Origin of the sequence: Lutibacter sp. A64, assembly GCF_022429565.1 — a bacterium.
In the GTDB taxonomy this organism is placed as follows: domain Bacteria; phylum Bacteroidota; class Bacteroidia; order Flavobacteriales; family Flavobacteriaceae; genus Lutibacter.
Window position 1 is genome coordinate 2138452 of record NZ_CP092487.1, and the last position, 19914, is coordinate 2158365.

19 protein-coding genes and 1 tRNA gene are annotated in these 19914 nt (G+C 30.7%); 4 read left to right on the top strand and 16 right to left on the bottom strand.

The window, feature by feature from the left end; all coding sequences use genetic code 11:
• Positions 1-48 precede the first annotated feature (48 nt).
• The 16 genes from MKD41_RS08840 to MKD41_RS08915 all read right to left on the bottom strand — a co-directional run bounded on the left by MKD41_RS08840 (position 49) and on the right by MKD41_RS08915 (position 12192).
• Entirely contained in the window at positions 49-360 is a 312-nt protein-coding gene (locus tag MKD41_RS08840; protein ID WP_090120002.1) for a DUF6660 family protein, read from the bottom strand.
• A gap of 298 nt (positions 361-658) precedes the next feature.
• Positions 659-1333 (bottom strand): ATPase, encoded by a 675-nt coding sequence (locus MKD41_RS08845; protein ID WP_240241938.1) that lies wholly within the window; start codon positions 1331-1333, stop codon positions 659-661.
• 53 nt (positions 1334-1386) lie between these two features.
• Positions 1387-2058, bottom strand: coding sequence for a hypothetical protein (locus MKD41_RS08850; RefSeq protein ID WP_240241939.1), 672 nt, complete (start codon positions 2056-2058; stop codon positions 1387-1389).
• Between the two features lie 47 nt (positions 2059-2105).
• Positions 2106-2384: a helix-turn-helix domain-containing protein gene (locus MKD41_RS08855; RefSeq protein WP_090119995.1), complete on the bottom strand. Its 279-nt coding sequence runs from the start codon at positions 2382-2384 to the stop codon at positions 2106-2108.
• Positions 2385-2750: 366 nt separating this feature from the next.
• Positions 2751-3596 (bottom strand): RteC domain-containing protein, encoded by an 846-nt coding sequence (locus MKD41_RS08860; protein ID WP_240241940.1) that lies wholly within the window; start codon positions 3594-3596, stop codon positions 2751-2753.
• A 56-nt stretch (positions 3597-3652) separates the two neighbouring features.
• Positions 3653-4921, bottom strand: coding sequence for a site-specific integrase (locus tag MKD41_RS08865; protein ID WP_240241941.1), 1269 nt, complete (start codon positions 4919-4921; stop codon positions 3653-3655).
• Positions 4922-5256: 335 nt separating this feature from the next.
• Positions 5257-5341: transfer RNA gene (locus MKD41_RS08870), tRNA-Ser, on the bottom strand.
• A gap of 5 nt (positions 5342-5346) precedes the next feature.
• Positions 5347-5877, bottom strand: a complete 531-nt coding sequence (gene rimM / locus MKD41_RS08875; RefSeq protein ID WP_240241942.1) for a ribosome maturation factor RimM — start codon at positions 5875-5877, stop codon at positions 5347-5349.
• Positions 5878-5889: 12 nt separating this feature from the next.
• Positions 5890-6468 (bottom strand): 30S ribosomal protein S16, encoded by a 579-nt coding sequence (locus MKD41_RS08880; RefSeq protein ID WP_240241943.1) that lies wholly within the window; start codon positions 6466-6468, stop codon positions 5890-5892.
• 169 nt (positions 6469-6637) lie between these two features.
• Positions 6638-7213 carry an electron transport complex protein RnfA gene (locus MKD41_RS08885; protein WP_240241944.1) on the bottom strand — a complete coding sequence of 192 codons (576 nt, stop codon included), beginning with the start codon at positions 7211-7213 and terminating at the stop codon, positions 6638-6640.
• Between the two features lie 3 nt (positions 7214-7216).
• Positions 7217-7822 carry an RnfABCDGE type electron transport complex subunit E gene (locus MKD41_RS08890; protein ID WP_240241945.1) on the bottom strand — a complete coding sequence of 202 codons (606 nt, stop codon included), beginning with the start codon at positions 7820-7822 and terminating at the stop codon, positions 7217-7219.
• 5 nt (positions 7823-7827) lie between these two features.
• Positions 7828-8424 (bottom strand): RnfABCDGE type electron transport complex subunit G, encoded by a 597-nt coding sequence (locus tag MKD41_RS08895; protein ID WP_240241946.1) that lies wholly within the window; start codon positions 8422-8424, stop codon positions 7828-7830.
• Positions 8425-8426: 2 nt separating this feature from the next.
• Positions 8427-9434, bottom strand: coding sequence for an RnfABCDGE type electron transport complex subunit D (locus MKD41_RS08900; protein WP_240241947.1), 1008 nt, complete (start codon positions 9432-9434; stop codon positions 8427-8429).
• A gap of 1 nt (position 9435) precedes the next feature.
• On the bottom strand, positions 9436-10764 hold the full coding sequence (rsxC, locus tag MKD41_RS08905; protein WP_240241948.1) for an electron transport complex subunit RsxC: 1329 nt from the start codon (positions 10762-10764) through the stop codon (positions 9436-9438).
• Complete coding sequence (locus tag MKD41_RS08910) at positions 10757-11740, bottom strand: Fe-S cluster domain-containing protein (protein ID WP_240241949.1); 984 nt, start codon at positions 11738-11740, stop codon at positions 10757-10759. The genes rsxC and MKD41_RS08910 overlap by 8 nt, the downstream gene beginning before the upstream one ends.
• Positions 11741-11742: 2 nt before the next feature.
• The gene (locus MKD41_RS08915) at positions 11743-12192 is read right to left on the bottom strand and encodes a SoxR reducing system RseC family protein (protein WP_240241950.1); all 450 of its coding nucleotides are present in this window, start codon (positions 12190-12192) and stop codon (positions 11743-11745) included.
• Between the two features lie 267 nt (positions 12193-12459).
• On the opposite strand from MKD41_RS08915, the gene dnaE reads away from it, so the two are divergent.
• Genes dnaE through MKD41_RS08935 form a run of 4 tightly spaced genes read left to right on the top strand, consistent with a single transcriptional unit; the run spans position 12460 to position 19807 of the window.
• Positions 12460-16836, top strand: a complete 4377-nt coding sequence (gene dnaE / locus MKD41_RS08920; RefSeq protein WP_240241951.1) for a DNA polymerase III subunit alpha — start codon at positions 12460-12462, stop codon at positions 16834-16836.
• Between the two features lie 3 nt (positions 16837-16839).
• Positions 16840-17937, top strand: coding sequence for an acyloxyacyl hydrolase (locus tag MKD41_RS08925; RefSeq protein ID WP_240241952.1), 1098 nt, complete (start codon positions 16840-16842; stop codon positions 17935-17937).
• A gap of 9 nt (positions 17938-17946) precedes the next feature.
• Entirely contained in the window at positions 17947-19044 is a 1098-nt protein-coding gene (locus MKD41_RS08930; protein WP_240241953.1) for an acyloxyacyl hydrolase, read from the top strand.
• Positions 19045-19063: 19 nt separating this feature from the next.
• Positions 19064-19807: a head GIN domain-containing protein gene (locus MKD41_RS08935; RefSeq protein ID WP_240241954.1), complete on the top strand. Its 744-nt coding sequence runs from the start codon at positions 19064-19066 to the stop codon at positions 19805-19807.
• Positions 19808-19914 lie beyond the last annotated feature (107 nt).

The following is a 19914-nucleotide window of genomic DNA, read 5'->3' on the forward strand; positions in this document are numbered from 1 at the left end:
ACCTTTAAAGGTTCAAAATTGGATATAATTATCCTAGATAAAACTGAATTATGCCCTTGGAGGCTGTAAAATAGAAGTAGAATAATTTGTTTCTAAACCGTTTAGGTAGAAGAAATTTTGAGTATAATAATTATTTACATCAAGTTTTGTATAAGTGAATTGAAACTGTATTACATTAATATGACAACAATGACACATACAAAAAGGGGAGCATAAATCTGAATCTTGATGTTGATGCTCGTCACCATTAGTTTGTGAAATTTCTGTTTTAACATTATCATCAATTTCACTATTATCTACACAAGGTGTAAAATTAAGTGCGAGAATATAAATTGATAATATGAATGCTATAAATTTCATTGTAGCAAATATATAAATTATTTAATGCAATGGCATTGCAAATAAGTTAACGCAATATATAAACTACTTTTTAAGGTAGTTTGATTTTGTTTGATACTACAAAATAGAAAAATGTTTTTTTTGATTTTAGGAAGATAATGCTATATTTGAGTATTAGGTTTTCATAGGCCTAATCTTTTTCATAGCAATTTTTTTTAACCCACTTCTCTTGAAGTGGGTTTTGTTTTTTCATTCCACAACAAACAACCTAATATAATTGGTGGGACCCTGAACCAAGTTCAGGGTGACGAATAAAAAGTTATTTTCTTTTATCAATTGAGTTTTCATCAAAGCTAATTAAATTAAACATTGTTCTCATTCTGCTTCTCACCCTGTTTCCGTAACGTTTTTCAATTTCTTGCGCGTTGAGGTTCGTGGTTATGTGGGTTAACACCTTCTGACTGCGTTCAGGATTACGCATAAATAAATCGTAACGAGAGAGCAAGATTTCACCTAATACATTGCACTCTTTTGCGTAGTGGCTACCTGTTGGTTCTACTCCTAAATCATCGAAACAATAGTTTTGAGTTTGATTGTATTTTTCAAAAACAGCATAACCTTTTGCATTGAAATTGAAAACAATATTCCTGGAGGGAATGAGTTCGTAATTAGTTTTGTGTGGCGCTAGATGTAAAAGTAATTTCATTAGTGATGTTTTTCCACAACCTACTGGGCCAGATAGTAATAATCCTTTATTGGTGTCTATTCCCATTTGTGCACAACTATAATGATCCTGGATAAAGTAATTGCATAGTTTGAAAAGTAGAGGTTCGTCTTCATTGTAGATTTTGAAATTTTTACCGAATAGTATGTGACCTTTGATGTTGAGGTAGGTTTTTATTTTTTCAAAATCGTAATGGACTGTGTTGTTTCTTATTTCTCCTATTTGGAATTTTGATGTTCCTTCGATTTTTATGTGTGGTTGTGGTTTCATAGTTTTTATTTTCCAAATGATGAGATTCCTGCCTACGCAGAAATGACAGAATCTTATAAAGGTTCGTTATAGTTTTTGTTTTGGTTGGTGTGGAGGTTGTCTTGAAAATGGTCAAGTGGTAAATCTGTGTTTTGATTTGTTTTTGATTCTTTTCGTTTTGAAATAGTAAATTCGTCTATTTTTAACATCCAACTCTCTGCTGCAGCTTGCCAATTTTCAATTGGATTGTTTCCTTTTTTCCATCCTACAGATTCGTAGTAATTGAAAAATTTTTCTGCTTCTTTTTCTGACCAATCCTTTTTTTTAAAAAAATTGAAAACCTTTTTTAGAGAGAGAGGTTTATTTATGTTTATAGTATGTTTATTAATGTTTATATTAGATACCAGCGCTTGTTCATTTATGGTAGAGTCTAAATACAAATCTTGCTTATCACTTGTACTGAAATTAAACAACTTCACTTTACTGCCTTTAAACGGATTGTGAGAAGGACTATAAATAATGTATTTCCAATGACTTAACTCTTTAATACAACGATGATATGTTGTGTTAGAACCGATTTTAGAAAACTTCATAACTTCTTCTCGATTTATATAAAATTCATCTGGAAATCGATTGTAATTCCAAATCTGAAATAAAGCAATATATAGGCTAATATGTGTTGGATTTAAACGAGTATCTTTTGAAAATTGATGAAAGATACCGTTGAGATGTTTTATGTAATTCATAGGCTCTAAATAGTAAGATTCTGAACAGGTTCAGAATGACGTTATTCTTAAAATTTGTTATGAATACTGTTTTCTTTCATTACGTTTTCAATTTCTTCTGCATCGTAGAAAATGATCCCTCCAATTTTTGTGTACGGTAGTGTTCCGTTAATTCTTAAAGTTTGAAGTGTTCCCGGACTTACTTTCAATATTTTCATTAATTCTGCTGATTTTAAATATTTTTTTTGAGGTGCAGCAGTTGTTTTTTGAAGTAAACTTTTAATGTCATCTAATAGTTCAATTTTAAACTCTCTTAAATCATCAGTTGTTATAATTTGTGTTGGCATTGATTAAGTATTTTTTAAATTAATAATTGTTTATAGCGATTTGACTTTCGTGCTACAAAGCTTAAAAGTTTTATTGAGAATCTTTAGGTAGTCATTAGGTAGTACCTAAAAAATTTAACATTTTAAAAATTTTAACTTACTGAATGACAAGAGTTTAAAAACTTTGCATTTTAAAAAAAGTTAGAATTTATAATCACACTGGATTCAATTTCAATAAAAAGGTATGTTTATAAATAAAAAGAGATGATTTTTTAATAAAAAATCATCTCTTTTTTTCAATTTTAGGTAGTCGTTAGGTAGTCCTATTTATTATAGAACATATAAAAACCATAACCAACACTAAAACAGTAATTTAACAACAATACTTTAATTAGATTCAATTCTATTAATGAGTCCAATTTTTAAAGAATCTATAAATTTTGTTTGATCTTTCTCTCTAGCTTTAATTTGCTCAAAAACTTTATAAATATTACCTAATTCAATTTCAAAAAGTAGTTCAATTACATTTTTAATTTTTTTTAGTTCTGCTCTTCCATTTCTTAAAACACCTGACTCTTTTAAAGCGAAAATTAATTCAACTAAATCCGTTTTAGTTCCTGTCCAATTTAGATCTCTTAAAATGGCTGGTTTAACCTCTTCGATAACTACATCATTTGATTTCTTGTTTTTAAGTATTTTCAACTCGTTAGAAAAAAATGCAATTAATAAATCGTGTGCAATAATTTTTGATACAAGGTAATCGTGACTGGTTGTAAATTCCGGATCTTTAAAGTGATGCGAGCTATCGATAAATAAATCTAATTGTTCGATATCTCTTAAAAAATAAAGGTGGTCTAGTTTATCTTCTTTTAACCTATAATACTTTACAAATTCCAACTGTTTCCATTTTCTCCTATCTAACCTATCAAGTTCATTGCTAATGTACTTCTGTTGTTTTGAGTTACCAGAAATTGGTTTTTCAAGTAAATAATTATGTAACCATTTAAAGTACTGGAGTCTCCCTTCTACATACGGTTTTTGATATTTAAAAAATGTTATTTCTTCTTTTTTTGAAGGGAATTTTTTAGTCCTTACAAGTGTGCTAAATTCATTTAGACACGTTCTTGAAAGTACAATACCTTGTTTTAAAATTGTTAGATCTTTTAAATTAGATTTTTCAATTAATACAATAGATTTTTTATACCGATTAAAGGCAATAGTAGTTTTTTTCATATAGGTTTTTCAATTTTTTTAAGCATTTAAAAATAAAAAAAAAACCTATAAATTAGTTAGCTGTTAGATTTCTTCTGAACTACTTCTGAACCTTGCTCTGATTTGGTATTTAATAACACTTTTAAAGCATTCATATCATCACTTACTTTTCTTTCAATTACTCTAGCATAAATTTGAGTTGTAGCAATTTTTGTGTGTCCTAAAATTTTAGAAACGGTTTCAATTGGAACGCCATTTGTTAGCGTTACTGTAGTTGCAAATGTATGGCGCGCCATATGAAATGTTAGGTTCTTTTTAATCTTACAAGCATCTGCTATTTCTTTTAAATAACTATTTAATTTTTGATTTGATAACGCAGGAAAAACGGTACCATTTAGAGCTGCTCTTTCATTATTTCTGTATTTATCAATTAAGTATTGAGCTTGGTCTAGTATTGGTATTTTCACTGGTGTATTTGTTTTTTGTCTTTTGGTAATTATCCATTTATTACCATCAATCCCAAAAACCACATTGTCTTTTTTAAGCTTCATAATATCAACATATGCAATACCTGTGTAGCTGCTAAAAATAAAAAGATCCTTTACTAAATCTAAACGTTCAATATCTGTGCTATAGTTTTCAATACTTTCAAGTTCTTTTTTTGATAAAAACTCACGTTCCTTTTTAATAAATGAAGGTTTATATTTAACAAATGGGTCTCTTTCTATCCATTCCATATGAAAGGCCATAGTTACCATTTTTCTTAAGCGTTGAATGTGTTTTATGATGGTATTATTACCTATTCTTTTCTTATTTCTTGAAAGTTTATAGCCTCTTAAGAAATTGTCAAATTGCACAACAAATGAATAATTTAGGTCTCTCAAGTAAATATCTGAAGTTTTGTATTCTTTCAGTACGAACTCCATTAAATAACTCTGGGTAGTTTTATAAAGGCCAAGTGTGGCTTTATTTAACTTGTGAGCAAAATTAGTATTATGATAATCAATAATATTTTGAAGCGAATAATATTGTTGGTCGGTTCCTAAAAATCGAGCTTTAATAGCTTCAGCTGTTATTAATTTTCTTTCATTAACTAATTCCTGGTATGCTTTGAAAATTGAAGCTTGTGTTTGGTCAATATAATTATTGATAACTCTAGCCTCTTGACTGTTTCCTTTAATTTTGGATTTAGATTTATCCCAAGATTCTAAAAGAACTTTTCTTTTTAGGCTAATATTAACTCGTTTCTGATTAACCGTAATTCTTGCGAATAAATCCGCTTCGTTATTTTTGGCACGTGAAGCATTAATCCAAATTAGGATTGAAAAAGTGTTTTGGGTTTTCATAGTTGTCGTCTTTTTAAGTTTAACTTTTTTTAAAGACGAAAGTCAAATCAACTATGGATATTGGCCCTAGTAACAAATGTATAAGATTTGTTGACCAAATCCTACCTTATTCTCATTAAATTATGTACTGTTTCACCGTTTTTAAAAATACATTTTATCAGTATTTACAGTATCTACAGCAATAATTCGGTCAACAAATTTACTTTTTTTATTTGTTGACCGATTTGTTGACTTATTTAATGAATTTAAATCAATATATCTGTTAACTCCTAAAATTCAAAACCCCGTAAAACCTATGGTTTGCTGTGTTTTGATTCAATTTGTGTTCATTTTCGCAGAGAGGAAGGGATTCGAACCCTCGATACGTTGCCGTATACACGCTTTCCAGGCGTGCGCCTTCGACCACTCGGCCACCTCTCTAAAATTTAATTATTTAGATATAAGTCTATCAATCCTGCAGGAGATTCAACAATAATTTTGTTTTTTCCTCTATCTACTTTCTTAATAAAATCATCTATCATCGGTATAAAGACATCTACGCCATTAGAATTAACTTCAAATAATGGCTGTGCTGAAGAATCATTAACTCCAGTAATTACACCCACATATCCGTAATTAACATCTTCTAAGTCGAAACCAATTATTTCGTGAAAGTAAAATTTATTTCCTGTTAGTTTTGGAAGAAACTCCAAAGGTAAGTACAATTCTGAGCCTAATATGGCATCAGCATCTTCTTCGCTTGCAACATCTTCAAATTGTATCCTTAATTGATTTCCTTTTTGAAGTAAACTTTCTTCAATAAAAAAAGGAACCAGATCGCTGCCTAAGGCAACAAATACTGATTCCAATTTTGTATAAAGTTCTGGTTCATCTGTATCCAATTTGGCTACAACCTCACCTTTAAAGCTATGTTTTCTAACGATTTTGCCTAAATAAAAACAATCTTCTTTACGCATTATCGAAAAAAATTAAGCTTCTTCGCTTGCAGCGTTTTGAGCGTCATCAATAGATTCTGGACCTTTTTCTTCTACTGGCTCTGCATTTGCAGCAGCTTCAGCAGCTTTTGCGTCAGCAGCAGCTTTAATAGCAGCATCTTCTGCTTCTTTAGCAGCAGCAGCACGCTCTTCATTTATTTTTACCTCAGCTTCAAAAGCTTTAGCTTTAGCATCTGCTTCAGCTTTTGATAAGCCTTCTACTTTTGCATTAATTTTAGATTCTTTTTCAGCTAACCAAGCTTGGAATTTTTCTTCTGCTTGTTCTTCTGTTAAAGCTCCTTTTCTTACACCTCCAACTAAGTGATTTTTTAGCATTGCTCCTTTATAAGATAAAATAGCTTTTGCAGTATCAGTTGGTTGTGCACCATTTTGTAACCATTTTACGGCTCCGTCAATATCTAAATCGATAGTTGCAGGATTTGTATTAGGATTATAAGTCCCAATTTTGTCTAAGTATTTACCATCTCTTTTTGAACGTGCATCAGCTGCAACAATCCAATAAAATGGTTTTCCTTTTTTACCGTGTCTTTGTAATCTAATTTTTACTGGCATTTTGTTTTAATTTTTAAGGTTCTCGACCTTGGTTATAAATTTTAAGTTTGCAAATATACTTAGTTATTTTAATATATTTAGTTAAAAAGCATAAAAGTTTGATTTTCAAAAGAAAAGTAAAAAAATAAATTTTAAAAGACTCATTTTCAACCTCTAATCCTTTTCACTTTTAAACTAACCCAGTAAATCCTAAAAATGCTAAAGACAACAATCCGGCTACTAATAAGTTAATTGGCACTCCTTTCATTCCTTTTGGGATATTTGCTAATTCTAAATGTTCTCTAACACTTGCAAAAAGAATTAATGCCAATCCAAAACCAATAGAGTTAGAAACTGCAAAGAATACTGCTTTTAGCAAACTTCCACCATCTAAACCTAAAGCTAAAATTGCAACACCTAATACAGCACAGTTAGTTGTAATTAAAGGTAAAAAAACACCTAATGCTTGGTATAAAGGCGGACTCACTTTTTTAAGAATAATTTCTACCATTTGCACCAATGCGGCTATTACCAATATAAATGTTATAGTTCTTAAATAATCCAATCCGGCAGGAACTAATATAAATTCGTGTAATAAATAGGTTACCATTGTTGCCAACGTCATTACAAATAAAACAGCTCCAGACATACCAACTGAAGTTGATACTTTACTTGAAACTCCTAAAAACGGACAAATTCCTAAAAATTGTGATAATACAATGTTGTTTACAAAAACAGCTGCAATTAAAATAATAATATAATCCATCTTCTAAATTGTTTTTGTTGTTAATTTATTAAATAAAACTGTTAAATATGCCAAGGCAATAAATGCTCCAGGAGGTAAAATAAATAAAATAAATGTATTTGCATCTTCTGCTACAAATTTAAATCCAAAAATGCTTCCACTTCCTAATATTTCGCGTACTGCACCTAATGCCGTTAAGGCTATTACAAATCCTAAGCCCATTCCTAAAGCATCTATAATAGATGATAAAACATTGTTTTTAGAAGCAAAGGCTTCAGCCCTTCCTAATATTAAACAGTTTACAACAATTAATGGAATAAAGATTCCTAATTGCTCGTATAAAAAAGGAACAAACGCTTCTAAAACCATTTCAACAATAGTTACAAACGATGCTATAATTATAATAAAAGCTGGAATACGTACTTTACTTGGTATTTGTGTTTTTACTAATGAAACCACAATATTAGACATTAATAACACAAATAATGTTGCAAGTCCCATTCCCAATCCATTAAATGCAGAAGATGTTACACCCAAGGTTGGGCACATACCTAACAGCATTACAAAAATTGGATTTTCTTCCACAATTCCTTTTAAGAAATTCTGGGTTTGATTTACTTGTTCAGCCATAATTCTTAATTTTTAAGTTCTTTAAGTCCTTCATTATTTTTCACAAACTCATTATAAGCCATTTGTACAGCCTCACCAAAAGCACGAGAAGTTATAGTAGCACCGGTTAAAGCATCAACTTCTCCTCCATCTTTTGTTACTTTTAAATTATATGTTGAAGGATTTTGCTCTCTAAATTGAGCCAAGAATTTTTCATCTTTCATTTTAGTACCCAATCCTGGAGTTTCTTTTTGTTCTAAAACGGCTATATTTTTTATAGTTCCATCAGGTGTAAATCCAATCATAATTTTAATAAGTCCGCTAAAACCTTTTTCTGAAGAACCTATAACAGCCGCGCCTACAAAAGCATTATTTTTAAACGCAGGATATACCTCTACAGAATCTTTTGAAAATTCTGACGCTACCAATCGCACTTCTTCAACAGGATTATTATCAAATTCTGGCAATACTTGTTTTAACGCAGTTACTTTTCGTTCAATTTTACCTTTTTCAATAGGACCAACAGTTAATTCGTTTACATATCCTAATGAAAAGCCTGATATTATGGTAATCACAAATAATGATACCACCATATTCATAAATGTATCTTTCTTTTTACTCATAATTACACAATTTTAGATTTGATTTTTGAACCAAATCTTCTTGGTTTAAAATACGTATTGATTAGCGGAACAAATGCATTCATAATTAAAATTGCGAATGAAACTCCTTCTGGATACGCCCCAAACAATCTAATTACAACCGTAATTACAGCAATACCAATTGCAAAAATTACCATTCCTTTTTTTGTCATAGGACTGGTAACCATATCTGTTGCCATAAAAAAGGCTCCTAAAATTGCACCTCCAGATAATATATGAATTAAAGGACTTGCATAACTTTCTGGATCTATTAGCCAAAAAATACCGGTCATAACAGCCATTGTAACTAAAATTGTTACTGGAATATGCCAGGTTATTACTTTTCTAATCAATAAATAAATTCCACCTAACAGTAATGCAAAAGCAGACATTTCACCAATTGAACCACCCGAAATACCTAAAAACATCTCTAAGTTTGAAGGAAGATTTGCACTAATATTAGTCATAGTATCACCAAACATTAAACCTTCTTTTATCATTCCTAATGGTGTTGCACCTGTAACCGCATCAGCAATTGTAGTATTATTTTCAACGGCTGTTGGCCACATAGTCATTTGCACTGGAAAAGATACCAATAAAAATACCCGTCCAACTAATGCCGGATTAAATATATTGAATCCTAAACCACCAAAAGACATTTTTCCAATTCCAATAGCTACTAAACTACCAACTAAAATCATCCAGATTGGCAATCCTGCTGGTAAATTAAATGCCAATAAAATCCCTGTAATTAATGCTGAACCATCTCCAATGGTTATTTCAGATTTTAATAAATATTTTTGAATTAAATATTCAAACAGCAAACAAGAAGCTACTGCAACCGCTGTAAGAATTAATGCGCTTATTCCGAATACATATAGCGAAACTAAAAATGCTGGAATTAAAGCGATAACCACATCATACATTACTTTTTTTGATGTTTTAGCCGAATGTACGTGCGGTGAGGCCGATATTATAATAGGTTGACTCATGTTAATTTTTAGAAGTTGATAATTTTTTAACAATATTTTTTCCGTAACGGATATAATCTAGCAAAGGTCTATGCGAAGGACAAACATAACTACACGAGCCACATTCTATACACGTCATAATATCTTCTTCCGAAGCTTTTTCGTACATTCCTTTTTCTGTTAAATTCATTAATAAATGTGGTTCTAATCCCATTGGACAAACAGAAACACATTCGCCACATCTAATACAGTTTTTGGCTTTTCCTCTACTTGCTTCCTCTTCAGAAATAACTAAAATTCCTGAGGTTCCTTTGGTTACAGGCACATCTGTATTTTTAATAGCTTTCCCCATCATTGGTCCACCATTTACTACTTTTCGAGTACCTTCTGGCAATCCACCAACTTCAGCAATTAAATCTTTAATTGGCGTTCCTATTTTAACCCAAAAATTAGCTGGATGTTCCATTTTTTTACCTGTAACAGTAACAACGCGTTCCATTAAAGGTTTATCGTGTTGAACCGCTTCATACACAGCAAAAACAGTTCCTACATTATTCACAATTACGCCAACATCTAAAGGCAAACCATTTTTAGGAACTTCTCTGCCTAAAATAGCTTGAACTAATTGTTTTTCACCACCTTGAGGATATTTAACTTGCAGTGCTGCAACTTGAATTCCTGGTTCGTTTACTGTTAACTCTTTAAATTGATTTATGGCATCCTTTTTATTATTTTCAATACCTATAACTGCTCTTTCAATATGTAAAGCCTTCATTAAAATTTTAATTCCAACAATAATTTCCGCTGTTTTTTCAAGCATTAATCTATGATCGGCGGTTAAATATGGCTCACATTCTACTCCATTTATAATTAAGTAATCTAACTTAGTACCTTCTTTTACATTCAATTTTACATGTGAAGGAAATGTTGCACCTCCTAAACCAACAACACCATAATCTGAAATACGTTTTATTATATCTTTTGGTTCTAATAAAATTTCTGTTTTTAAAGGATATTCTTTTTCTTCAAAATTACTTTCGTTTTTAGCATCGGTTCTAATAACTATACATTGCTTTTTATAACCACTTGTATCTATTATTTGATCTATTTTAGTAACCGTACCAGCAACTGGAGCATGGATATTTGAAGAAACAAATCCGCCAGATTTTGCAATTACCTGACCAATTTCAACTTTATCCTTTCTATCAACTACAATTTCTGCAGGAATTCCAATATGTTGAGCAATTGGTACAGTTACCACTTTTGGCAACGTCATTCTTTTAATTCCTATAGATGAAGTGATTTTATTTTCTGGAGGATGAATTCCTCCTTTTGAGAACGTTCTAATCATCCTTTTTAGGGTTTTCTAGTTCAACTTTAGCTTTTATTTCATTTTTAACAACAGCAACTTTCTCTACTTTAGCCTTTTCAGCTTTAACTTTTTCAGCTTCAACTTTATCAACAGCCTTTTCAATAATCTTTTTTGCAACAACTTTTTTAGGCTTTTTTTGCGGGAAATTTGTTGCAATAATAGAATGTGTTGGACAAACATCTACACATTTTCTACAAAGAGTACAAAGATCTGCATCTATATAAGCCAAATTGTTCTCTATTGTAATTGCACCTTTAGTACAAACATCTTCACATTTAGAACAACCAATACAAGCTACATTACAAGCTTTTTTTGCAATACCACCTTTGTCTTCATTTAAACACCCAACAAATACTTTTAAATCGCGTTTATTTTTCGGACGCATTTCTATAATATCTCTAGGACACGCTTTTACACAAGCTCCACAAGAAGTACATTTATCTGTAATAATTACTGGCAAACCTGTATCTTCGTCCATATACATGGCATCAAAATCACAAACTGCAACACAATCTCCATCTCCTAAACACCCATATTCACAATCGGTTTCACCACTATAAACCATAGCCGAAATAGCACAGGTTCTTGGCCCTTGATACTCTGTTGTTTTTGGTCGTACATCACAACCTCCTTGACAACGTACAACTGCCACTGTTGGCTCTCTCTCCACAACATCTTTTCCTAAAATTTCCGCCACTTGCTTCATTACATCATTTCCCCCTACCGGACAAAACAAATCTGAAATATCTTCTGAGCCAACTAATTTTTCAGCAAAAGATTTACAACCCGGAGAACCACAACCAGCACAATTTGCCCCTGGCAACACCTCATCAACTTCTGCAATTAAAGGATTTTCATATACATAAAACTTTTTAGAAACCACATACAGCACTACTGCAGCAATAACTCCTAAAGAGACTAACAACAAAACACTATATAAAACTGAATCTGTCATTCTTAATTAAATTTTAATATTGATACTTGAAATGCTTTCTGAAACTTATCTTTCGATACAAAAAGCATAAAATAATAAGGTACTAGAACAAAAAGTGATATTAAACCAGCAACCCATTCTTTAAAGAAAAAAGAGGCAATTATCAACACTACAAACATTAAGATAAAAGGAAACACATAAGCCCAAAAAACAGCTTTTAAACCCAATTCACGTTTTAACAAAACATCAACAGGTTCGTTTATTTTAAATGATTGATTCGAATTAATAATTTCTATTTCTTTGTCGTTAGATTCTGAAACGCCACAAGCAGATTGTGCTTTACAACCTTCACAATTAACATTACCTTTTAATGAAATAGTTATTTTTTTATCTGAAATTCTCGAAACAACCCCTTCGTGTTTTACTAAGTTATTTGTCTTATTTTTATAACTATCTAAATCCAACTGAGTCATAATCTACTTCTTCAATTTCTTTGCAGTAGTAAAATTACAGTTAAAAAATTGCATAAAAGATGACGAATGTTAGCCTTTAAATAAAAATTGTTTTTATAGCCTAATTTAACATTTTCATCTTTTATGTAAGAAAAACCAATTGGTTAACCACCTAACTAATATTAACATATAGTAATTGTTAATAAAAAAACCACTTAATAGATTTCTAAAAATATTAAAATTCATACTTTTAAAAATTGATTTTTCTCAAGCAATTTAATCTAGCACATGTTTTTAATATTTGATACAGAAACCACCGGTTTACCTAAGAAATGGAATGCACCAATATCAGACACAGATAATTGGCCTAGATGTATACAAATTGCCTGGCAATTACACAATGAGTATGGAGAACTTATAGATCAGCAAGATTATTTAATTAAACCCGAAGGCTATAATATACCTTATGATGCCGAGCAAATTCACGGAATTTCTACAGAATTAGCTGAAGAAAAAGGTGAAGATTTAGAAAAAGTTTTATATTTATTTAATGAAGCTTTATCAAAATCTAAATTTATTGTTGGTCAAAATGTAAAATTCGACCTTAATATTATGGGCTGTGAATACTACCGAAAAGATGTAGACACGCCTTTAGGTGATTTACCAGTTTTAGATACCTGTACCGAAACTACAGCCACTATGTGCCAAATTCCTGGAGGAAGAGGTGGTAAATTTAAACTCCCAACATTAACAGAATTACATCAATTTTTATTTAACACCCCGTTTGCAGAAGCACACAATGCAACTGCCGATGTTGAAGCAACTACACGTTGTTTTTTAGAATTAATTAGAAGACGCGCCTACACAAAGGAACAATTAGACGTTCCTGCAGATTACTTTCAACATTTTGATGCTAAAAACCCTTCAACAATAGATGTTATAGGTTTAAAGCATGTAAACTTAAAAAAAGAAAGTAAACGCTTAAGAAAGAAAGAAAAATCCGAAATTAATACTTCGGCACCTACAGCGGTTGAAATAAAAGATCTTAAAACCGCAAATTTTGCACATTTGCATTGCCATTCTCAATTTTCAATATTACAATCTACCTCTAGTGTAAGTAACCTTATTAATACTGCTATTAAAGATAATATGCCAGCTGTTGCAATTACAGACACTGGAAATATGATGGGGGCTTATAACTTTGTTAATGAAGCCATTGAGCACAATAATAAAATTGAAAAATTTAATGAAAATTTAAAAGAAGGAGAACAACCTAAACTACCTATTAAACCTATTTTAGGTTGTGAATTTTATGTCTGCGAAAACCACTTAGACAAATCTCACAAAGACAATGGTTATCAAATAGTTATTCTAGCTAAAAATAAAAACGGCTATCACAATTTAGCCAAAATGTCTTCAATCTCGCATACGCATGGTTTTTATTATGTACCTAGAATTGACAAAAAAATAATTGAACAATACAAAGAAGATTTAATTGTACTTTCAGGAAATTTATATGGAGAAATACCCAGTAAAATATTAAATGTTGGTGAAAAACAAGCTGAAGAAGCACTTCTTTGGTGGAAAGAGCAATTTGGCAACGATTTTTATTTAGAAGTAATGCGTCATGAGCAAGAAAACGAAAATCATGTAAACAATATATTAATTGAGTTTTCTAAAAAACATAACGTAAAATTAATTGCCACAAATAACACCTTTTATACTCGCAAAGATGAAGCAGAAGCACATGATGTTTTATTATGCGTAAAAGATGGTGAAAAAATGGCGACTCCTAAAGGAAGAGGAAGAGGCTTTAGATATGGTTTACCAAACAACCAATATTATTTTAAATCTCAGGATGAAATGAAATCTTTATTTAAAGATTTACCTGAAGCCATTACCAACATTCAAGAAATTATAGATCAAATAGAAGTTTACACTTTAAAAAGAGATGTTTTACTTCCAAAATTCGACATTCCTCAACAATTTGTAGATCCACAAGACGAAATAGATGGCGGTGTACGAGGTGAAAATGCCTATTTAAAACATTTAACTTTTGAAGGTGCTAAAATAAGGTATGGAGATGAGTTAGATGAAGATAAAATTGAACGCTTAAACTTTGAGCTTTCAATTATTGAAAAAACAGGTTATCCTGGTTATTTTTTAATTGTTTGGGATTTTATTAACGAAGCACGTAAAATGGGAGTTTCAGTTGGCCCAGGACGTGGATCAGCAGCCGGTTCAGCCGTTGCTTACTGTTTATGGATTACCAATATAGACCCTATTAAATACGATTTACTTTTTGAGCGTTTCTTAAATCCAGATCGTGTTTCATTACCCGATATCGATATTGACTTTGATGATGAAGGTAGACAAAGAGTTATTGAATTTGTAATTGAAAAATATGGCGCCAGTCAGGTTGCTCAAATAATTACTTACGGAACCATGGCTGCAAAATCTTCTATTAGAGATACAGCCAGAGCTTTGGATTTACCTTTGCATGAAGCCGATAGAATTGCCAAATTAATACCTGGTTTAAAACTGCAAAACATTTTTGGTGAAGACCCAAAAAGTATTGCAAAAGTAAAAGGTTTACGAGCCGAAGAACTTGAAAAAGTAGAAGAACTAAAAAGACTTTCTCAAGGTTCAAATTTAGAAGCCAAAACCATAAACCAAGCACGCGCATTAGAGGGGTCTGTTAGAAACACAGGTATTCATGCTTGTGGGGTTATAATTACACCTGAAAATATTACCAATTTAATTCCTGTTGCTACTGCCAAAGATTCTGACATGTACGTAACGCAATTCGACAACCATGTTGTTGAAAATGCTGGGTTATTAAAAATGGACTTTTTAGGATTAAAAACATTGACTTTAATTAAAGATACCGTTAAAATTATAAAAGCTAAACACGGTATTGAATTAAATCCAGATGATTTTCCTTTAGACGACCCTAAAACATACGAATTATTTCAAAAAGGTGAAACTATTGGTGTTTTTCAATATGAATCTCCTGGTATGCAAAAGCATATGAAATCGCTACAACCAACCGAGTTTGCCGATTTAATTGCAATGAATGCCTTGTACCGACCAGGTCCAATGGAATATATCCCTTCTTTTATCGATAGAAAGCATGGCCGTGAAGAAATCACCTACGATTTAGATGATATGGAAGAATACCTTAAGGAAACTTATGGTATTACAGTATATCAAGAGCAGGTAATGCTACTTTCTCAAAAACTAGCAGGCTTTACAAAAGGTGAAGCAGATATGCTACGTAAAGCAATGGGAAAAAAAATATTTGCTTTGCTAGAGAAATTGAAACCTAAATTTATTGAAGGTGGAAAAGCTAAAAATCACGACGAAAAAAAATTAGAGAAAATTTGGAAAGATTGGGAAGCATTTGCTGCCTACGCCTTTAACAAATCTCACTCTACTTGTTATGCTTATATTGCATACCAAACAGCCTATTTAAAAGCGCATTACCCTGCCGAATATATGGCTTCGGTTTTGTCTAATAATATGAACGACATTAAGCAAGTTACTTTCTTTATGGAAGAATGTAAACGTGCAGGAATCGCTGTTTTAGGTCCAGATGTAAACGAGTCTTATTATAAATTTGCCGTAAATAATGAAGGTGCTATTAGATTTGGAATGGGGGCAATAAAAGGTGTGGGAGCTGCTGCAGTTGATGCTATTGTTGAAGAACGTAAAAAAAATGGACCATTTACATCTATTTTCGATATTACAAAACGAGTAGATTTACGCGCTTGTAATAAAAAAGCTTTTGATGGATTAGCAATGGCTGGTGGTTTAGATTCTTTTAAAGATGTACATCGTGCTCAATACTATCAATTAGACGAAAAAGGTGTTACTTTTATTGAAAGAGCCATTAGATACGGTAATAAATACCAAGAAAATAAAAATTCGGCACAGGTTTCTTTATTTGGCGAAGCATCTGAAGTACAATTTCCTGAACCAGAAATTCCACATGCTGAAAAATGGGGAATGATGGAAGCACTCTCTAAAGAAAAAGAATTGGTTGGTATATATATTTCGGGTCATCCTTTAGATGATTTTAAAAATGAAATAAAATATTTTTGTAGTACACCCGTTTCTATTTTTAAAGAAGATTTAAGTAAATATATAGGTTCAAATCTGTCTTTTGCAGGAATTTTAACAAATGTGCAACATCGTGTTTCTCAAAATGGAAACGAATGGGCTTCTTTTGTAGTTCAAGATTTTAGTGATAGTCACGAATTTAGAATTTTTAAAGATGCATATTTAAATTTTAAACCTTATTTATACGAAAATGCTTTCAGACAAATTAAAGTAAATATAGCAGCTGGATGGAGAAATAAAGATGGTGTTGTTGGTGAGCCAAGAATTAATTTTACAAGCATTCAAATTTTACAAGATGTTTTAGAAAAACAATCTAAAAAAATAACATTTCTTTTAGACATCACAAAAATTAACGACACTAAAATAGCTGAACTCTATAAAATATTTAAACAAAATGAAGGTAGTGTTCCAGTTGATTTTATTGTTTTTGATATGAAAGATAAAATAAAGCTAAATTTACACAGTAGATCGGTAAAAGTAAAAGTTACCAACGAATTTTTAAAAATCTTAGAAGAAAAAAACTTAAGATTTAAATTAAACTAGTTTATGAAAAAAACCATTTTTATCTTTTTAATTTTCAGCTTTACAGCTAGTTTTAGCCAATCAAATTCATCGTACTTTCAAGCAGATTATTTTTACGGAAATATATTACGCCAAAATCCAGATGCTACGGTTTTAATACAAGGGCATCCAACTGGTTTTTTTATAAGTTACAACAAACGAACTTATGGAGAAGAAAATTGGCAAGAGCACTATAATTATCCAGATTTCGGATACTCCATTGGATATCAAGACTATAAATCAGACATAGTTGGTAAATTATATTCAGTTTACGGTCATTATAATTTTTATTTCACCAATAGAACTTCTCCCAACCAATTAATTTTAAGAACAGGAATTGGCTTGGCTTATGTTACAAACCCATATAATAAAGAAACAAACAACAAAAATACAGCCTTTGGTACACATTTAAATTCTAGCACCTACTTTAAATTGTATTTTCAAAGAGAAAATATACTAAACAACCTAGGTTTAAATGCTGGTTTAACATTTATTCACGCTTCAAATTCTAATGTAAAATCTCCCAATTCAGGCATGAATGTTTGGGCTGCCACTTTAGGTTTAAATTACAATTTATCAACACCGCAATTACCACATTATATACCATCTTCAGAAAGTAAAGAATTTACAGAACCTATTAAATACAATTTTGCTATTAGAGGTGGTGTAAATGAATCTGAAATAATTGGTAGTGGAATGAAACCATTTTTTGTGTTTTCAGCCTATGCAGACAAACGTTTAAACAGATTATCTGCACTTCAACTTGGAACCGAACTATTTATTTCACCCATATTAAAAGATTATTACGAATTAAATTTAACGATACCACACACCAATTTAAAAGAAACTTCAGATTTTTCTAGAGTTGGAGTTTTTATTGGACATGAATTATTTATTAATAAATTATCTATTGAAACTCAATTGGGTTATTATGTAAAATATCCTTTTGAATACCACGGAAGAGTCTATGAAACCCTTGGATTAAAAAGATATATAAACAATAAATGGTTTGCTTCTATACGCTTAAAAGCACATGCTGCTGATGCTGAAACTGTAGAATTTGGAGTGGGAATACGACTTTAAAATATATTTATGAAAAATCTAATTTTAACGTTTTTCCTCTTATTTACTGTTTTGGTAAGTTCACAAACAGCAACAACCATAGAACACAATACCGTTCAAATGGATTTCTTTTATGGAAGACCTATTGAACACGATAAAAAACTAAAAAAAGCCATAGATGGTAATTCGTACGGAGTATTGCTTAGCATAAATAATAACAGTACCAAAAACAGCACATTTAATAAACTATACAATTATCCAAAAAGAGGTTTTTCTTTTCTATATCAAAATTTTAATTCAGATGTTTTGGGTGAAGTTTTTGGAGGCTACAGACACTTTAATTATAAATTAAAAAACACTGCTACCTCTAATCTTAAACTTATAGCAGCATTTGGTGTGGGCTATGCCACAAAATCTTACAATGCAATTTCCAACCCAAATAACCATGCTATTGGATCTAAATTATTAGCTTCAGCATACTTAAAATTACAATTTCTTAAATTATTAAATAAAGAGCGTTTAAGTCTAAATACAGGTCTTAGTTTAATTCATTTTTCTAATATTGCATTTAAAAATCCTAATTTAGGAATCAATACCATAAACCTTCATTTAAGTTTAAATTACTTGCTAGATCCTTTAAAAACACCCCCTCAACAAGAAAACACTAGTATACTTGATAAAAAATTATATTTCAACCTAATTTTACGTGGTGGTTATAACGAATCTTTAGAAATTGATAGTGGTTTATTTCCCTTTTACGCTGTTACTTTTTATGCAAGTAAAACTATTAACAACTTTTCTACCTTTACATTTGGAACAGATTATTTTAAATCAGAATTCTTAAAAAATCATATTAAAATTAAAAATTTAGAGGAAGGAAAAAATTACAATGAAAATGATTATGCTAGAATTGGTCTATTTGTTGGACACGAATTAATTCAAAATAATTTTTCATTTATTTCACAAATAGGATATACAATTTATTACCCTTTTCCTTATGTTAGTAGAGTTTACGAGCGTTTTGGATTAAAATATAAATTAGGAAAACATTTGTTTTCTGAAGTAACTATGAAAATAAATTTATTTAGAGCTGAAGCCTTGGAAATAGGTTTTGGCTATAAATTTTAAACAGTAACGAACTAAATTTATGAAAAAAATACTATACATATTTTGCTTAATTACACTTTTTAGTTGCAATAGTGAAGATGCTGGAGATTGTTTACAAACTGCTGGCGATATAATTCAAAAAGAATTTGATGTTGCTTCATTCACTAGAATTTTGGTAAACAAAAAAATTGAATTAATAATTAAGGAAGGACCAACACAAAAAGTAGTTGTAGAAACTGGTAAAAATTTAATGCCAGATATTGAAATTGAAATAGTTGATGATCAAATAATATTAACAAACCATAATACGTGCAACTTTTTTAGAGATTACGGCATTACCAAAGTGTATATTACCTCTCCAAATATTACAGAAATTAGAAATGCCTCAGAACTTAATGTTACCTCCGATGGCATACTAACATACCCTAAATTATACTTAGAATCTACTGGTGTAAAAAATGAATTTTTAGCGATTGGCGATTGGTATTTAAATATAAATAACCAAAATCTAACCATTTTAACTAATGGAATTCCAAACTTTTATATAAATGGAACAAGTGATAATTTAACACTCTATTTTTCTGATGGCGATTCGAGGTTTGAAGGACAAAATTATGAAGTTAAGCACGTCAATTTATTTCACGTAAGCTCTAATGATATACTAGTTAATCCTACCGAAAGCATAAAAGGCTCTATACATTCTGTTGGAAATGTTATTTGCTACAATAAACCTCCTATTGTAGAAGTAGAAGTACTTAGTAAAGGAAAATTAATTTTTAAATAAACATAATACTTTAGCTCAAAAAAGGCTTGTTATACCTATGGAAACAGCCATCTATTTTTGTTAAGTGTGGAGTTTAGTTTACACTTCAAATCCGCTAAGTGAACAAG

Coding starts and splice junctions, on each gene's coding strand:
- MKD41_RS08840 (WP_090120002.1), bottom strand. CDS start 360: ATGAAATTTATAGCATTCATATTATCAATTTATATTCTCGCACTTAAT.
- MKD41_RS08845 (WP_240241938.1), bottom strand. CDS start 1,333: ATGAAACCACAACCACACATAAAAATCGAAGGAACATCAAAATTCCAA.
- MKD41_RS08850 (WP_240241939.1), bottom strand. CDS start 2,058: ATGAATTACATAAAACATCTCAACGGTATCTTTCATCAATTTTCAAAA.
- MKD41_RS08855 (WP_090119995.1), bottom strand. CDS start 2,384: ATGCCAACACAAATTATAACAACTGATGATTTAAGAGAGTTTAAAATT.
- MKD41_RS08860 (WP_240241940.1), bottom strand. CDS start 3,596: ATGAAAAAAACTACTATTGCCTTTAATCGGTATAAAAAATCTATTGTA.
- MKD41_RS08865 (WP_240241941.1), bottom strand. CDS start 4,921: ATGAAAACCCAAAACACTTTTTCAATCCTAATTTGGATTAATGCTTCA.
- rimM (WP_240241942.1), bottom strand. CDS start 5,877: ATGCGTAAAGAAGATTGTTTTTATTTAGGCAAAATCGTTAGAAAACAT.
- MKD41_RS08880 (WP_240241943.1), bottom strand. CDS start 6,468: ATGCCAGTAAAAATTAGATTACAAAGACACGGTAAAAAAGGAAAACCA.
- MKD41_RS08885 (WP_240241944.1), bottom strand. CDS start 7,213: ATGGATTATATTATTATTTTAATTGCAGCTGTTTTTGTAAACAACATT.
- MKD41_RS08890 (WP_240241945.1), bottom strand. CDS start 7,822: ATGGCTGAACAAGTAAATCAAACCCAGAATTTCTTAAAAGGAATTGTG.
- MKD41_RS08895 (WP_240241946.1), bottom strand. CDS start 8,424: ATGAGTAAAAAGAAAGATACATTTATGAATATGGTGGTATCATTATTT.
- MKD41_RS08900 (WP_240241947.1), bottom strand. CDS start 9,434: ATGAGTCAACCTATTATAATATCGGCCTCACCGCACGTACATTCGGCT.
- rsxC (WP_240241948.1), bottom strand. CDS start 10,764: ATGATTAGAACGTTCTCAAAAGGAGGAATTCATCCTCCAGAAAATAAA.
- MKD41_RS08910 (WP_240241949.1), bottom strand. CDS start 11,740: ATGACAGATTCAGTTTTATATAGTGTTTTGTTGTTAGTCTCTTTAGGA.
- MKD41_RS08915 (WP_240241950.1), bottom strand. CDS start 12,192: ATGACTCAGTTGGATTTAGATAGTTATAAAAATAAGACAAATAACTTA.
- dnaE (WP_240241951.1), top strand. CDS start 12,460: ATGTTTTTAATATTTGATACAGAAACCACCGGTTTACCTAAGAAATGG.
- MKD41_RS08925 (WP_240241952.1), top strand. CDS start 16,840: ATGAAAAAAACCATTTTTATCTTTTTAATTTTCAGCTTTACAGCTAGT.
- MKD41_RS08930 (WP_240241953.1), top strand. CDS start 17,947: ATGAAAAATCTAATTTTAACGTTTTTCCTCTTATTTACTGTTTTGGTA.
- MKD41_RS08935 (WP_240241954.1), top strand. CDS start 19,064: ATGAAAAAAATACTATACATATTTTGCTTAATTACACTTTTTAGTTGC.